The organism is Pseudoalteromonas sp. T1lg122, assembly GCF_002964825.1.
Classification (GTDB): domain Bacteria; phylum Pseudomonadota; class Gammaproteobacteria; order Enterobacterales; family Alteromonadaceae; genus Pseudoalteromonas; species Pseudoalteromonas gelatinilytica.
This window is the reverse complement of the sequence record NZ_PQCG01000001.1, coordinates 1-16,329: the sequence shown is the minus strand read 5'-3', so window position 1 is coordinate 16,329 and position 16,329 is coordinate 1. Positions and strand designations below refer to the sequence as shown.

Here is a 16,329-nt window from a genome sequence, read left to right as displayed (position 1 = left end):
ATTTCACGCCTACGTGTTTTAACTTTACTCTTTCCCCTCGTAGCTCGCTAACTTTACCTAAGTTTGTTGGGTTTCGCTGCGCTCTACCCAACCTACGAGTTGACAGCTCTAGAACGTAGCTAACTCCCAACCACATACCCTGCAAAACCAAGTACTTTAAAATACTGTTTTGGGGTGCTGAAGCGGGTTTCATTCATTAACTCTGAAAAACGAATGCGGTCTAATGGGTAAAACTCGTGCTCTAGGTTGTGGCGCATGCGTTCTACGCCGACTTCGGTTAAACCTAACTGCGTACACAGCTGTAGTTGAGATTCGCGCTCAAAAGCGGTTTCTGGGCGCATTAAATCGGCAATATATAAGTTGCTCGATTTTTTAAGCTTGCTGTGAATTGCTTTTAACAGCGTTTTTTTATCGCCGTTATCTTCAACAAAGTGCATTACTAGTAAACACAGTGCGGCGTCACATTGAGTGTCGATGTCGTTGATATCACCGCAGTGTACTGTCACGCGATCGCTGATGTTATGCTGGCCAAACTGTTGCTCGGCAATATCGAGCATGTCTTGTGAAATGTCTTGAGCAATAAACTGCCAGCTTGGTTTTAGCGCCGCTAATTCAATGATTTCTTTACCTGTTCCGGCACCAACCACTAAAATGCACGCATCATCGCTCAGCGTGCTTGCTAATTGGGCTGCGGTTGCTTGATGTAATAGCTCATAACCTGGAACTAGGCGCAAAATGCGTTCGTCGTAGTGATTTGCTTCTTCGTGATTAAAAGTTGGCATGCTAATCCTTTAAATAACTGAGATGGTTGAATAACCACCTGGTTTTTTCGCTACATGCACTTGCGTGGCAACGCGTTCGGTCATTTCTGATACGTGAGAAATAACCCCTACTTTGCGGCCTTGTGCTTGTAGAGAATCAAGAGCATCCATAGCGATGCTTAACGTTTCACTGTCCAACGTACCAAACCCTTCGTCGATAAACAAAGAGTTTATTTGCACTTTATTCGATGACAGCGAGGCAAGCCCAAGCGCCAGTGCTAACGACACCAAAAATGACTCACCGCCCGATAATGTATTAACAGAGCGCTGCTCATCGGCCATGTCTTTATCGATAATAGCGATATCGAGCGTTTGCCCTATGGCTGTTAATTTGTAGCGTTTATTTAGAGTCTGTAAATGACTATTCGCGTAGTGCAGCAGTATTTTTAAGGTTTGCGTTTGCGCTAAATTACGCATGGTTTTGCCGCTGGCATCCCCCAAGACCTTATTGAGTAAATGCCAGTGCTCATAGCTTTTTTGCTGCTCAACTAATTGCTTTTGTTTATCTTCAAGCGCTTGGCTATTTTGTTGATGGGTTTTAAGCTCCGTTGCAACTTGCAATAATGCGTTATTCGCTTGTACTTGTTGCTCTGTGGCTTGATTAAGCTGTAATTGCAGCTCATCTTCACCGAGAGCTGGCTTTTCTTTTTGGTGCTGAGCCAATGCCTGTTGTCGTTGTTTTAAAAGCGCCTCTGCGTCTTTTAAGCTACTTTCGCTGGTGTGGTAATCTGCCAGAGTTTGTTTAATTTCAGCGTGGCTTATCGTTAATAGCTGACTAACTGCTTGCTCATCCAAACTTGGGTGCAGCGCTTTAAAATCGTTAAACCACAGACTAAAGCGCTCATTAAGTGCTGCTTGCTCTGCGGTGAGTTCTTTTTCACGCTCGTCAAAATTGGCGATTTGAATGGCTTGTTCGTCACGCGCCTTCACTGCATTACTATGGTTTGTCTGGGCAAGTTGCAGTGCCTGCTGCGCTGAATCTATCGCCTTTTCAAGCTCTGCTATAAACTCATCTACCGATATCGCCGCGTTACTAAATAAGCCCTCGCGCTTTGATTGTATCTGCGTTAATTCGTTTTCAGTTTGGCTTAGTTGCTCGTTGTACTGAGTTAAAGAGGCATGTGCTTCGTTAAGCTGCGGCGTTACATGTGCAAGGTGCTGCTCAATGGCTTTTAAGCTAGTTTTAAGCTCATCCGCCGTTTGCAGCGAAGCTTGATAAGCCTCAACGTGCTCTGCAATGTTCTCTAAAGAAATGCTTTGTGTATTGAGTGCCAGCCACCAAGGTGCACTGGCGAACTGTTGATTCAGTGTCGTATAAAGCTGCTGATGCTCATCATTGAGCTCGTTTAAACGTGTTTGCTGATTATTCAGCTGTTGTTGTAATTCGTTTAACTGCTGCTCTTTGCTATGTAGCGCTTGCCCTTGCTGATTATACTCAGCTTGCTTAGCCGCAAGCGTGTTTTGCAGCTGCTGTTGCTGCTCGAGGGTTTTGTAGTATTGCTGTTTTTGCTGGCTGAGCTGTTGCTGACGCTCGTTTAACTGATCTTCGGTTAAATCATTTAGCTCAGTACGATTAGCTGCCATGGTTTCTTTGAGGCTTTGTTGTTGCGCGCTTAGCTCTGAGATTTGCCCAGTTAACGAGCTTATCTGTTGGCTGCATGCCGCCAGCTCATTACTTTTAGCTTGCTGTAATGCTTGCTGAGCTTTTAAGTGCTGTTTTGCGTTAGTTAACTGGTTGGTAAAGTCGTTAATAAGTTGACTAAATTGCTCGTTTACCATTTCTTCATGCATAAACGGGTGCTCTTTTGAGCCACATACTGCACACGGCTCTCCTGCCTTTAAAGTGGCGCGTAACTGGCTGACCCCTTCACTGGCTCTAAGCTGCACTTGCTGTAAGTTTTGCTCACAAAACGAAACCTGCTGCTGTGCTTGCTCTGCCCCTTGCTGCGCATCTTTTAATGCTGTTTGTAGTTGCTGCTCAGTTTGGCTTAATGTGTTTAGCTGGGTTTGCCAATTTTTTAACTGCTGATGATTAGTTTGCCATACTTGGCGCTTTTCAATCAGGTGTTTAATCGCCTCAAGCCCCGCATCAATATCTGCCATCGATTGGGTGTTTAAACTCGATTTAAAGGCAGTATCTTGCTCATTTAGGCGCTTAATTTCTTGCTCAAGGGCTTGGTATTGAGTTTTATACTGCTGCGCAGCTGCTTGCTGCTCATCAATCTTAGGCTGAAGAGACTTTACGTTCTGCTGTGATTGGCTAATTGTGCGTTGTTGCTGGCTAAAGCGGCCTAACTCACTTTTATAGAATGACCAGTCTTTCGCTAATGGTTGCCATTGCGCGTGTGTTTCTAAATAGCCATTGATTTGCGCTTGTTGCTCTAGCTGTTTTTGCTGCTCGGCTTTATGGCTATTTAGTGTATTAGTCAGCTCTTGATGATGGTGTTTCGCTTTATCAGCTTGTACTTTTTGCGCCGCTGCTTGCTGGTTTAATACGGCAAGTTGCTTATCTAACTCACGGGCCTGGCTAATAATAGGTTGCGCGTCTTTTTGTGCTTGCTTTGCTTGGTTTAGTTGCGCGGTTTGCTTTTCAAGCGTTTGCTCAGCGTCTTTGATCAGTGTTTTATGGTCAACGTTTAAAAGCTGCTCACGGTTTTTGATAAGTTGCCCATGTTGAGCAGTAATCGTAGTGACGCGTTCACGGTTATCTTTTATTTCTAGGCATTGCTGAGCTTGTTTCGCTTCAGTGGCTTTTTCAGCAAGCGCGTGCATTTGCTGCTGTAACTCTTGCTTTGCTTGCTCAGCTTGGTTCAGCTGTTGCTGCTGCTGAGATGCTTGCTTGTACCACGCTTGGTACTGTTCAAATTGTTTTATTTGTTTTTGTAAGTCAGCAAGTTTAGCCTCAAGCGCTTTTTGTTCTGTTTGTTTCGTTTCGACCTGTTCAGGACTTAAAACCTGATAGTTACTTAAACTTAACTTTAACTGCTCTAATGCTTGCAGCTGTTCTCGATGACGTTCAAAAATTCGCTGACCAATACGGCTAAATTTATCGGTGCCTGTTAAACACTCAAGTAATTGCGCACGCTCATCTCCGGTTGCTTTTAAAAACGCAGCAAATTCATGTTGCGCAAGCAGCACAGCGCGTGAGAACTGCTCAAAGCTTAAACCGATAATACGCTCGATTTCTTTCCCTGCCGCGCTTCGATCGGCGATTAGGGTTTCATCAGGTAATGAATGCAGGCTATGTTGTGCGGGTTGTAATTTTCCGTCAGCGCGATTTCGCGCTCGGCTAAAGCTTAACCTTGCTCGGTACTGTTGTTTATCTTGGCCAACAAAGTCGACTTCAGCAAAGCCCTGCCCTGCCCCGCGGCGTAATAAATTACGCGAGTCATTGAGTTTGATATTGTCGCCGTTAAAGTCAATTTTATTGCCAGTATCGCCGCGTAATCTTGCTGTTTTGTTATAAAGCGCTAAGCAAATGGCATCGAGTAATGTGCTTTTACCGGCGCCAGTATCACCGGTAATGGCAAACAGCCCTGCTTCTTTTAAAGGCGAAGCGCTAAAGTCGACTTCGGCGTCTAAGATAGAGGCGAGTTGATGAACACGAATCGCTAAAATTTTCATAGTAGGTCCTCTGCATTCAATTCATCGATCACTTGGCTTAGTAAGTTTTCTAATTCTTTTGGCACCGCCTGCCCTGCCATATCTTTATTGTTTGCAAATGCTTGCTCTAAAAGTGAATGTGGGTTTAGCGCTTCAATCTGCGAGACATCTTCAAATAGAGTTTGTTCATCGTCTTGCTGATAGCCCTGCTGACGTACCCTTTCAATACCACAGAACTTAACTTGCTTACCTTCAAGGGCTTGTTCTATTTGTTCTCTGAAAGTGGTGTCAGTGTCATGGGCGCTCAATTTAACCCGCAGGTATGGCGCTAAATCTTCATCTGTTAAATCGAGCTGTTTTATAAGCTCACAGAGTTCGTTTAGTGGCACACAGTCTTTTTCTGGCAGCAACATGACTTTACAAAAGCTAGGAATGTAAAGGGGGTTTACAGTAGTACCTGAGTCACTAAGCTCAACTATCACAACTTGATGCTGATAGCGTCTTTCAGAAAATGACATCGGCATTGGCGTGCCACTGTAGCGAATGGTGTCTTTCTTGGCGACGGTTTGTGCTTTATGAAGATGCCCTAGCGCGACATAATCAGGTTGATCAGTAAATATGCTAGCCGATATCGCATCTTCACCACCAATAACTAAGTTACGTTCAGAATCAGATGAGATGTCTCCGCCTTTTGCATGTAGGTGGCCCATGGCAATTAATGGCGCGTTAGGTAATTCGCTTACTGCTTGTAACGCATCTTTGTAAGCAAGGGCAATGGCTTGGTTGTAACTTAACGGTTGCTCTTGTTGGCGGTTATAGCTGCTTAAATCACTGCTACGTAAAAATGGCATGGCAACAACATTCGCATCGCCGTTTTTTGTGCTGATTGGCAGTACAACTTCATGAGGAACATTGCTATCAAAGCGGCCAACAACATAGGTATCAAACTGAGCCAATAAAGGCTTTGCCGCCATAATACGATTTGCTGAATCATGGTTGCCAGCAATAATCACTATGTGTAAGTCAGGGCAATGCTGCTTAGTGGTTTTAATAAATTGGTAGAGTTGGTTTTCTGCGCTGGCAGGAGGTGTTGCCGTATGATAAATGTCACCCGCAACCAGTAGTAAGTCAATCTTCTCTGACACAAGCGTATCGGTTAACCAAGCTAGAAATGCTTGATGCTCATCGAATCGGGAATGCTCGTAGAATTGTTGGCCTAAATGCCAATCAGATGTATGAAGGACTTTCATTAAACGCTCTTATTATTTATTAAGAGCGTCAATATACCTAAGCTGAGCCAAGATGCCCAGCCTGGTTTGTTAACTTAAGCTATACCAAGCAAAAACCACCATTGGCAAAGCTAACAATGCCATTATCATAGGTACTTTAAGCGCTTTAGTTTGCTTAGCTTGTAAAATCTTAAGGGCATTTGTTTCATTACATGCCGCTACTTTGTCGATATAAAAATACCCTGAATCTAGGTACTGTTTACAATTTTGTTCGTCCGCTGGAATTGCAATTAGTTCTTGTTGTTTTTTTAGGATATAGAAATCCATACGCTCACCGAGTTCTATGCTGATTACCAAACATTTTGGGGTTTAAATTCATGCTTCGCAGACCCCAAAATCAAAAAAGTGGGCGATTTTAAATACAAATGGCAGTAAATTTCAATAGCAAATGTCGCAAAATTTAATTTATTGCAAAAATAATGGCAATTAAGGATAAAATTACCAGTGTAGTCGGGTAAATTAGCCATTTTTTAGACCCATTTACACTAGGAGTTGTACGAGATAATGCATCTGACTCATCGCAGGCTGCAATAACTTCGACAAATTCAAATCCGCGTTCTTTGTACTCGTTTAGAATTGATTCTTGAGCAGGAATGGCTGCTAAACGAGAGTCTTTTTTTACAATATAAAACTTCATCTAATCACCCTTTCATCATTAACTAGAATTTAAGCAGAGTATCTACTTATTAACTGTAATACTTTGGGATGAATTAGTGCTGAACTAAAATTAACCAGTGTTTTGTAAACCCCCTTTACAGGACTTTATTTAAGGCGAATTCACTGAAAAAAATTGGCTCGCTTAGATGTGCTGAATACTACCTGAAAAATCCCGCACTTTATCGTTATTTTATTGCAACTTTGTTAGCAGTTTGCGATGGTACGCTGGCAAATTAATTACAGGATTAACAATGAAAAAAGCAGTTCTTAAGTTGAGTGCTTTGGTATTGCCTTTAGCAGTATCTTCAGCTGTCATGGCGTCATCTGTTGAGCAAACTAAAGGCTCATTCGTTGACAAGTTCCGTCAGCTAGATGAAGCACTTCCAACTCCAAACGTATATCGTAGTGCAGCCGGTGAACCCGCTGAACATTACTGGCAACAGCAAGTAAACTACGACATTGATGCAAAGCTTGATGAAAAGAAACGCCGCTTAACAGCAAGCCAAACTATCGAATACAAAAATAACTCGCCGCACACGTTAAAGTACCTTTGGTTACAACTAGACCAAAATATCTTTAAATCTGACTCAATTGCTGAAATGACATCTACTTTCAATGGTAAAACATTGCAAGGTGACCCTCAGCCTAAAGAAACTAAATTGAGCTTAGGTCAGTTACGTCGTCAGCAATTCATGGCCGACAACGAGCTGGGTTATCAAATCGCCAATGTTAAAGACGAAGACGGAAAAGAGCTTAAAGTTACTGTCGTCGATACCTTAATGCGTATTGACCTTAACAAGCCACTTAAACCGGGTAAAGACGTTGAGTTCAGCATGGACTTCGCCTTTAACATTGTTGAAGAAGATGCCGTTGGTGCACGTTCAGGTTATGAACACTTTGAAGAAGATGGCAACGATATCTTCTTATTAGCACAGTGGTTCCCTCGTCTTGCTGCATACACAGATTATGAAGCATGGACGAACAAAGCCTTCTTAGGCAGTGGTGAGTTTACGCTTGAATTTGGTAACTATGATGTTGAGTTAACCGTACCTGCTGACCACATCGTATCGGCAACGGGTAAACTTGATAACCCAAGCAGCGTTCTGACGAGCACACAGCGTAAGCGCCTTGAGCAAGCTGAAGATGCTAAACGTCCTGTTTTCATCGTGACTGAAGAAGAAGCGTTAGAAAACGAGAAAGAAGGCACAGACAAAACAAAAACATGGCACTTTAAAGCTGAAAACGTACGTGACTTTGCGTGGGCGTCTTCACGTAAATTTATGTGGGATGCAAAAGGCTATCATCAAGGTGGTAAAGATCAGCCGTTAGTAATGGCGATGTCTTTCTACCCGAAAGAAGGTGGCGACCTTTGGAAGAAATATTCGACCGAAGCTGTTGTTCATACAATGCAAGTGTATTCGCGCTTCTCGTTTGACTACCCTTACCCTGTGGCTCAGTCTGTAAATGGCCCTGTAGGTGGTATGGAATACCCAATGATCACCTTCAATGGTCCGCGTACTGACCTACAAGACGATGGTACTCGAACTTATTCTCAAGCAGAAAAACGCTTCTTAATCGGCGTTGTTATCCACGAAGTAGGTCACATTTACTTCCCTATGGTGGTTAACTCTGATGAACGTCAATGGACGTGGATGGATGAAGGTCTAAACAGCTTCTTAGATGGTGTTGCTGGTCGTGAATGGGACCACACAATTCCTTGGGGTGTTGAGCCTCGCGATGTTGTTGATTACATGAAGTCTGAAAACCAAGTGCCAGTTATGACACAGTCAGACAGCGTATTACGTTTAGGTCCGAATGCTTATACTAAGCCAGCTGCTGCACTTAACATTTTACGTGAAGTGATCCTTGGCCGTGAATTATTCGACTTTGCATTCAAAGAATATGCACAGCGTTGGAAGTATAAACGCCCTACTCCTGCAGATTTCTTCCGTACTATGGAAGAAGCGTCAGGTGTTGACCTAGATTGGTTCTGGCGTGGTTGGTTCTACACCACAGATCACGTTGATATCTCGCTAGACAAGGTTTACCAACTGCGTTTAGATACTAAAAACCCTGATATCGACTTTAATCGTTTACGTGATATCGAAGCTGACAAGCCAATGCCGTTATTCGTAAAACGTAATAAAGAAGAAGGTAAAAAACTGTGGGTTGAAGAAAACCCAGATGTAACTGACTTCTATGACGAAAACGACCGCTTTACGGTAACTAATAAAGAGCGCAACGCGTATAACAAATTCCTTAAAGGTTTAGAGCCTTGGGAGCGTAAAACGTTTGAGCGTGCAATTAAAGAAGATAAAAACTACTACGTACTTGAGTTCTCAAACTTAGGTGGCTTAGTCATGCCTATCTTACTTGAGCTTACTTATGAAGATGGTACGAAAGAAGAGCAGTACATTCCTGCTGAAATCTGGCGTCGTAATCACAAGCATGTACAAAAGCTCATTGTTACAGAAAAAGGTAAAAACTTGGTGTCTGTAACAGTCGATCCACGCTGGGAAACAGCGGATGTTGATGTCGAAAACAACAATTACCCGCGTCGTATTATTCCATCGCGTATCGAAGTGTACAAACGTGAGAAGAGTAAAGCGAAAGTCAGCCGCGATATCATGCAAGATATTAAAACTGAACTGAAAAATGACGACGATAAAGATGCCCAGGAGCAAAAATAATGCGCTTTGCAGCGATTATTTTTGCTTTGTTACTGAGTGCGCCAACCATGGCGCACCAGTTAAAAGCATCTGTGACAACGGTGCTGTTTAATAAACGCACCAACAACATAGAGCTGATGCATCGTTTTTATTTACACGATACAGAGCACGCCGTCGACCATTTGTTTGACGGCAACGCTGATATCTTAAGTAATAAAGAAGACCAAAAGCGTTTTGCTGATTATGTTGAGTCACATATTGCTCTACAAACTTTAGATGGCAAGCCTCTTGAGTTGAAAGAAGTCGGTGCACAAGTTGATGGTAAATTCTTTTGGGTTTATCAAGAAGTCACGATCCCTGAGGGAATTCATGGCATTCGGATGAGCAACGGAGCACTACGCGACCTTTGGCCAACACAAGTGAATATGGTTAATATTGAAGGTAAAGGTAAGGTAAAAACACTGACCTTTAGCCAAGATGATACCTGGCTTGAAGCTAGATTTGAGTCGGTAAATCCAGAGTAATACCAATCCAAAAGGATTAAAAAAGTCGCTTTTTTAATCCTTTGATCCTTTAATTAACCCATTTCGTAAACTATCTTATTAATGGGCATCAACATTTTCCCAATTCTCATATACAGGGATTTATATGACTATCCATGACAACAATATTCGTGGCGTAATCTTTGACTTAGATGGTACTTTGGTTTCATCGGAGTTAGACTTTTCACTCATCAAAGCGCAGGTCGGCTGTCCTCTTGACAGCGATTTACTGGCGCATATTGCTTCGTTACCTTCGCCTTACATGCGCGAAGAAGCGATGAATATCGTTCATCAGCATGAGCTTATTGATGCACAGCACGCTCATTTATTGCCAGGCGTTGCAGAAGCGATTACCAGACTGAAAGAAAATAACATTCCGATGGCGATTGTTACTCGCAACTACGACCGTGCAGCGGCGATTAAATTAAAAAATAACCCCTTACCAATAGAAACTGTACTGACTCGCTCTGATGCGCCAGCTAAGCCTGATCCAAGTGCCCTGAATGCAATTGCAACATTATGGGAACTTGACCAATCAGAGTTACTTTATGTCGGCGATTACCTATTTGATATTCAGGCTGCGCATAATGCCAATATGCGAGCTTGCTTATATGCACCAGATCAAATTCCTGAATATGCGAATCAAGCTGATTATGTGTTGCACCATTTTTCAGAACTGCCTACTTTAGTTGGCTCTTTTCAAGAAAATAAGGCGTTATGTTAAATAGCTTTGTTTTTTATTTTTCCTGAGATTTATTGTTAGTTTTTTATTTTTCAAAATGTCCTAGTACTAGCCCAAGCGGTCATGAGTTGCTAAAATATCGGCAATTATCAAATGTATTCATAGAGGCATAAGATGGGCAGAGCATTTGAAGTCCGCAAAAACGCCATGGCTAAAACAGCCAATGCAAAAACTAAAGTAAATTCTAAGTACGGTAAAGAAATCTACGTTGTTGCTAAAAATGGCGAACCAGATCCAGAAGTAAACCAAGCGCTAAAGCGTATTATTGAGCGTGCGAAAAGAGATCAAGTTCCAGCACACGTAATCGACAATGCGATTAAAAAAGCGGCCGGTGGAGCAGGGGAAGATTATTCTCCAGCACGTTACGAAGGCTACGGCCCAGGTAACTGCATGGTTATTGTTGACTGTTTAACTGATAACCCTAACCGTACTATCAAAGATGTACGTTTACCGTTCACTAAAACAGATTCAAAAATTGGTACACCGGGTTGTGTAGCGCATATGTTCGACCACTTAGCTGTTTTAGGTTTTGCTGGCGAAGACGACGAAGTTGTACTTGAAGCGCTAATGATGGCTGATGTAGACGTAACAGATGTAGAAGTAGAAGACGGCAAAGTGTCTGTATTCGCTCCACATACTGAGTACTACAAAGCAAAAACAGCCCTTGAAGAAGCATTTGAAGGTATTAACTTTGAAGTAGACGAAATTACGTTTGTTCCACAAGTTCATACTGACATCACTGATCCAGATGATATCGCAAACTTTGAAAAGTTTATTTCTATGCTTGATGACTGTGATGACGTGCAAAATGTTTATCACAATGCGATTGTCAAAAACTAATTTTTAAAAAATTAGTACATATTAGTACGTAAAAAGGGGCATTTGGTAACAAATGCCCCTTTTTTAATAGATTTTTATTATGTCATGAATGGTGAGTATTCACTGTCGTTATGAGTTCAATTGATATTAGTCAAAAAAAAGCAGCCCTTAGGCTGCTATGAACGACACATGAAACTCGAAGGGGAGTTCAAACCGAGTGGCTAATTAAGCGATTTATACTTTATACGGAACGCATGCAATAATGGTTCAGTATAGCCACTAGGTTGTTTAACTCCCTCTAATACAAGGGCTAATGCAGCTTGATAAGCAACACTTTGTGCTAAGGTTTCGGCTGAATCAGCCATATTTTTGTAAGCCGGATCACCTTCATTTTGTCCATCAACAACTTTCGCCATGCGTGCCATGGTTTTTCTAATTTGCTCTTCAGAGCAAACGCCATGATACAGCCAGTTGGCCATGTGTTGGCTTGAAATACGCAGTGTGGCACGGTCTTCCATTAAGCCAACATGGTTGATGTCTGGTACTTTTGAGCAGCCAATACCTTGGTCAATCCAACGCACAACATAACCTAAAATACCCTGTGCGTTGTTATCAAGTTCGGCTTGAATATCTTCTTTGCTTAAGCTGCTGGCATCTTTCATAAGCGGTGGAGTGAGTAAGCTGGTAAGGCTTGCTTCTTTGCGGTCCATAAGCGCTTTTTGGCAAGCAAATACATCAATATCGTGATAATGCATTGCATGCAGCGTTGCAGCAGTAGGAGAGGGCACCCATGCGGTATTTGCACCACTTTTCGGGTGACCACTTTTTTGTTCCATCATTAACGCCATTTTATCTGGCATTGGCCACATACCTTTACCAATTTGTGCTTTACCACTGAGGCCTGTAGCTAAGCCAATATCAACGTTGCGGTCTTCGTATGCGCTGATCCAAGGCTCAAGTTTAATAGCGCCTTTTGGCAATACCACACCTGCTTGCATTGAAGTATGAATTTCGTCACCAGTACGGTCTAAGAAACCGGTATTGATGAATACAACACGGTTTTTAGCCTCGAAAATACAGGCTTTTAAGTTAGCTGAAGTGCGGCGTTCTTCATCCATAATACCCATTTTAATGGTGTTTGCAGGCAAGCCTAGCAGCTGCTCAACGCGGGTAAATAGGGTATTAGTGAATGCCACTTCTTCTGGGCCATGCATTTTGGGCTTAACAATATTAATGCTATTGGCCGTTGAATTTTTAAGGCTGCCTGTGCCTTTTAAGTCATGAAGTGCTGCGGTGCTAGTGATAATGGCGTCCATAATGCCTTCAAACACGTCATTGCCTTCACTATCTTGGATTGCAGGGTTAGTCATTAAGTGGCCAACATTACGCACAAACATCATGCTGCGGCCTTTTAGTGTGATTGTTTCGCCATTTACACCTTGATATTGGCGATCTTCTGCTAAACGACGCTCAATGGTTTTACCTTCTTTGTTAAATGCTTCTACAAGGTTTCCTTGCATTAAACCAAGCCAGTTTTGATAGACGTTTACTTTGTCTTCGGCATCAACGGCAGCAACGGAATCTTCACAGTCCATAATCGTTGTCAGGGCTGCTTCTAGTAGTACATCTTTAAGACCTGCTTTATCTGCTTGGCCTATTGGGTGGTGATGGTCTATTTGCAGCTCAATATGTAAGCCATTATTTTTCAATAAGATAGCGCTTGGATTTTGCGCTTCACCTTGGTAACCAATCAGTTGTTCAGGGTCTGCTAGGCGAACCTGACTACTATCTCGTAATGTGATTAAAAGCTCATTATTAACCACTGCATAGCTGGTGCTTTCGATGTGTGAGCCATTTGCTAAAGGCAGGGCTTTATCAAGGAACTGGCGAGCATAAGCCATAACTTTAAAGCCACGCACAGGGTTGTACGTCGAGCCTTTCTCAGCGCCGTCATCATCGCTTAATACGTCTGTGCCGTATAGCGCATCATACAGTGAGCCCCAGCGAGCATTTGCTGCATTTAAGGCAAAGCGAGCATTGCTTACTGGCACCACGAGCTGCGGCCCTGCAGTGCTTGCGATTTCAGGCTCTACTTGCTCTGTTTCTATACTGAAGCTAGCGGGTTCAGGAACGAGGTAGCCAATGTCTTCAAGGAATGCTTGATAGTTAGTTGCATCCCATACCGGCTGCTGCTTGTGATAGTCATCAATCTTAGCTTGTAGTTGTTCGCGTTTTTCTAAAAGCGCACGATTGATTGGCGTTAGTTCATTGACGATATCAGCAAAACCTTGCCAAAAGGTGTCTGTGCTAATGCCTGTTCCAGGTAAAAGTTGCTGTTCAACAAACTGTGCAAGTTGTTGATCAACGCTTAAACCGTTAAGTGAGAGAGTGGTCATAATAATGTCCTTTAAACGAGCTTAAATTGATCATTCATGGCTCAACCATATCGTAAAAAAGGCTAATTAGCAGGCTATTTGTCATTCACTGAAAATATAGTGGCAATAACAACTATAAATTTACTAAATCCAAAAAATCCGCCTAATGTTGAATTAAGCGCTACGAAGCAAACGCCAAGTAGCCACTCTCACTAACAAAAAATAGATAACCCGTTCGAAGGATTTTTATTATGACAACATATCAACGCGAAACCGATAACTTAGCTACTTTATGTCAAACACAAGGCAAAACGTGGCAGTCAATCAACCCAGAATACGCAAGCCGTATGCGCTTACAAAACCGTTTTCGTACGGGTCTAGACATTGCTCAATACACTGCAGACATTATGCGTGCAGACATGGCAGCTTACGATGCTGACCACAGCCAATACACACAATCATTAGGTTGTTGGCATGGTTTCACTGCACAGCAAATGATGATGGCAATTAAACGTCATAACAAAACAACCAAACGCAGCTATGTATACCTAAGTGGCTGGATGGTTGCGGCACTTCGCTCTGAGTTTGGTCCATTACCTGACCAAAGTATGCATGAAAAAACATCTGTTCCAGCGCTAATCGAAGAAATCTACACTTTCTTAAAGCAAGCTGATGCACGTGAACTTGACCACCTTTACAAAGACCTAGACGAAGCGAAAGCAAACGGCGGTGATGTTCAAGCAGTACTAAATAAAATCGATAACTTCGAAAGCCATGTTGTGCCAATTATTGCTGATATCGATGCGGGTTTCGGTAACGAAGAAGCAACTTACCTACTTGCTAAAAAGATGATTGAAGCAGGTGCATGTGCTATCCAAATCGAGAACCAAGTATCTGACGCAAAACAATGTGGTCACCAAGCTGGTAAAGTAACTGTACCGCATGAAGATTTCCTAGCAAAAATTAACGCTGTTCGTTACGCATTCTTAGAGCTTGGTATTGATAACGGTATTATCGTTGCTCGTACTGACTCATTAGGTGCAAGCCTTACTCAAAAAGTGCCTGTATCTAAAACACCTGGCGACCTTGCTAGCCAATACACGTCGTTCCTTGAAACAACACCAGTAAACAGTGTGGATGACTTAAACGAAGGCGACACAGCAATGAAGCTTAATGGTCAGCTTTGCAAACCAACACGTTTAGATAATGGTTTATACCAGTTCCGTGAAGGCACAGAGAAAGACCGCGTAGTTCTAGACTGTGTAACTAGCTTACAATCAGGCGCAGACTTACTTTGGATTGAAACAGAAAAACCAAACGTTAAACAAATCGCTGAGCTTGTTAACCGCGTTAAAGAGCAAGTACCAAATGCTAAGCTGGTATACAACAACTCACCGTCGTTCAACTGGACACTTAAATTCCGTGAGCAAGTATATGCTGAGTGGCAAGAACAAGGTAAAGACCTATCTGCTTACCCAAGCATCGATGACAATAAAGCATTAATGGCGCCAGAAATGGATGACACAGAGCTTGCAGCGGCAGCAGACGTACTTGTGCAGAACTTCCAAAAAGATGGTGCACGTGAAGCGGGTATCTTCCACCACCTAATCACGCTACCAACTTACCATACAGCGGCCCTAAGCACTGATATTCTATCAGAAGGCTATTTCGGCGACCTAGGTATGCTAGCGTATGTTCGCGACGTACAACGTCAAGAAATCCGCCGTGAGCAAGCATCAGTGAAACACCAAGACCTAGCAGGTTCAAACATTGGTGATACTCATAAAGAGTACTTCTCTGGTGAAAATGCGCTTAAAGCCGGTGGTGAAGCAAATACCATGAACCAGTTCTAACCAAGTTGTAATTTCCTTTATAGCTATTCAATAATGTTGTTAGGGGCCTTCGGGCCCTTTTTCATTTGTAGCCATCAGCTTTCAGCCGTCAGCCATCAGACTCGTTTCACACCTATTTGTAGCAGCGGGTTTACCCCGCGTCATCAGGCGCTAGGCTCTAGGTTCTAGGACGTGATGTATAATCTGCTACCTCGTATCTCGTATCTCACTTCTCGTATTTCGCATCTCGCACCTTGTATCTCGCACCTCGCGTCTCGTATCTCGGATCACTCTTTAACCAAGTCTTGGATCAGCCATTTACTAGCTTTATAAAAATACAGATCACACATTTACCAGCCTAAGAATTTTAGATCAGGATTTAACTACCTCTGCCTTATAAGCCTTAATTTGGGGCTTATTGCCCGATTACAGCCTCTAGAATGGTTAAAATTGGCTCATATAAACGGCAATTTAATGCTGTTTTGTAAAATCTAGCGATTTATAAACCGATTTTTTATTAACTCACTCAAGCCATAAACCGATTTTTTACCAACTCAGCACCCTTACAAACCAAAATTTTACTAACAGAAGCTAGGTTTCTAGCGGCACAAACCGATTTTTTACTAACTCAAGTTACTGATTTTGGCTATAAACCGATTTTTTACTAACTGCTTTTGGATTAATGTCCGATATTTGAAAAGTGTATGTAAGGAGTTACTCACATTTTGATTGTAAAGGGGGTTTACAGGGGAGGAGTTAGCGAGAGTAAAGTTAGCGAGGGGAAAGTTAGAAAGGGGAAAGTTGGAAAGGGGAAAGTTAGAAAGTAGCAGCGGGTTTACCCCGCGTTATGGTTCGGATATGGCGCGATATAAAATCGCGCCTACAATGCTTTGCTAACTTGCTAACTTGCTAACTTGCTAACTTGCTAACTTGCTAACTTGCTAACTTGCTAACTTGCTAACTTGCTAACTTGCTAACTT

Annotated in this window: 11 protein-coding genes; 5 read left to right on the top strand and 6 right to left on the bottom strand. The window is 42.5% G+C overall.

Features of this window, described 5'->3' with window-relative positions:
- Positions 1 to 119: 119 nt before the first annotated feature.
- From C2M33_RS00055 to C2M33_RS00035, 5 genes are all read right to left on the bottom strand, one after another.
- Entirely contained in the window at positions 120 to 782 is a 663-nt protein-coding gene (locus C2M33_RS00055; RefSeq protein ID WP_105173334.1) for a class I SAM-dependent methyltransferase, read from the bottom strand.
- Positions 783 to 791: 9 nt separating this feature from the next.
- A complete protein-coding gene (locus tag C2M33_RS00050) occupies positions 792 to 4,445 on the bottom strand; it encodes an SbcC/MukB-like Walker B domain-containing protein (RefSeq protein ID WP_105173333.1) in 3,654 nt (1,217 codons plus the stop codon).
- Positions 4,442 to 5,674 (bottom strand): exonuclease SbcCD subunit D C-terminal domain-containing protein, encoded by a 1,233-nt coding sequence (locus C2M33_RS00045; RefSeq protein ID WP_105173332.1) that lies wholly within the window; start codon positions 5,672 to 5,674, stop codon positions 4,442 to 4,444. Before C2M33_RS00045 ends, C2M33_RS00050 begins: the two co-directional genes overlap by 4 nt.
- 69 nt (positions 5,675 to 5,743) lie before the next feature.
- The gene (locus C2M33_RS00040) at positions 5,744 to 5,980 is read right to left on the bottom strand and encodes a hypothetical protein (RefSeq protein WP_054553375.1); all 237 of its coding nucleotides are present in this window, start codon (positions 5,978 to 5,980) and stop codon (positions 5,744 to 5,746) included.
- 133 nt (positions 5,981 to 6,113) lie between these two features.
- A complete protein-coding gene (locus C2M33_RS00035; RefSeq protein ID WP_105173331.1) occupies positions 6,114 to 6,350 on the bottom strand; it encodes a hypothetical protein in 237 nt (78 codons plus the stop codon).
- Positions 6,351 to 6,621: 271 nt separating this feature from the next.
- Here C2M33_RS00035 and C2M33_RS00030 point away from each other — a divergent pair, with 271 nt between their 5' ends.
- From C2M33_RS00030 to C2M33_RS00015, 4 genes are all read left to right on the top strand, one after another.
- Positions 6,622 to 9,060: a M1 family metallopeptidase gene (locus C2M33_RS00030; protein ID WP_063703856.1), complete on the top strand. Its 2,439-nt coding sequence runs from the start codon at positions 6,622 to 6,624 to the stop codon at positions 9,058 to 9,060.
- On the top strand, positions 9,060 to 9,563 hold the full coding sequence (locus tag C2M33_RS00025; RefSeq protein WP_063703858.1) for a DUF6702 family protein: 504 nt from the start codon (positions 9,060 to 9,062) through the stop codon (positions 9,561 to 9,563). Before C2M33_RS00030 ends, C2M33_RS00025 begins: the two co-directional genes overlap by 1 nt.
- 124 nt (positions 9,564 to 9,687) lie before the next feature.
- A complete protein-coding gene (locus C2M33_RS00020; protein ID WP_063703861.1) occupies positions 9,688 to 10,305 on the top strand; it encodes an HAD family hydrolase in 618 nt (205 codons plus the stop codon).
- 132 nt (positions 10,306 to 10,437) lie between these two features.
- A complete protein-coding gene (locus C2M33_RS00015) occupies positions 10,438 to 11,163 on the top strand; it encodes a YebC/PmpR family DNA-binding transcriptional regulator (protein WP_063703863.1) in 726 nt (241 codons plus the stop codon).
- Positions 11,164 to 11,363: 200 nt separating this feature from the next.
- Here the strand turns inward: C2M33_RS00015 and C2M33_RS00010 are convergent, their stop codons facing one another.
- Positions 11,364 to 13,538 carry a malate synthase G gene (locus tag C2M33_RS00010; protein ID WP_442793141.1) on the bottom strand — a complete coding sequence of 725 codons (2,175 nt, stop codon included), beginning with the start codon at positions 13,536 to 13,538 and terminating at the stop codon, positions 11,364 to 11,366.
- Between the two features lie 230 nt (positions 13,539 to 13,768).
- Here C2M33_RS00010 and C2M33_RS00005 point away from each other — a divergent pair, with 230 nt between their 5' ends.
- On the top strand, positions 13,769 to 15,370 hold the full coding sequence (locus C2M33_RS00005; RefSeq protein WP_054563156.1) for an isocitrate lyase: 1,602 nt from the start codon (positions 13,769 to 13,771) through the stop codon (positions 15,368 to 15,370).
- Positions 15,371 to 16,329 lie beyond the last annotated feature (959 nt).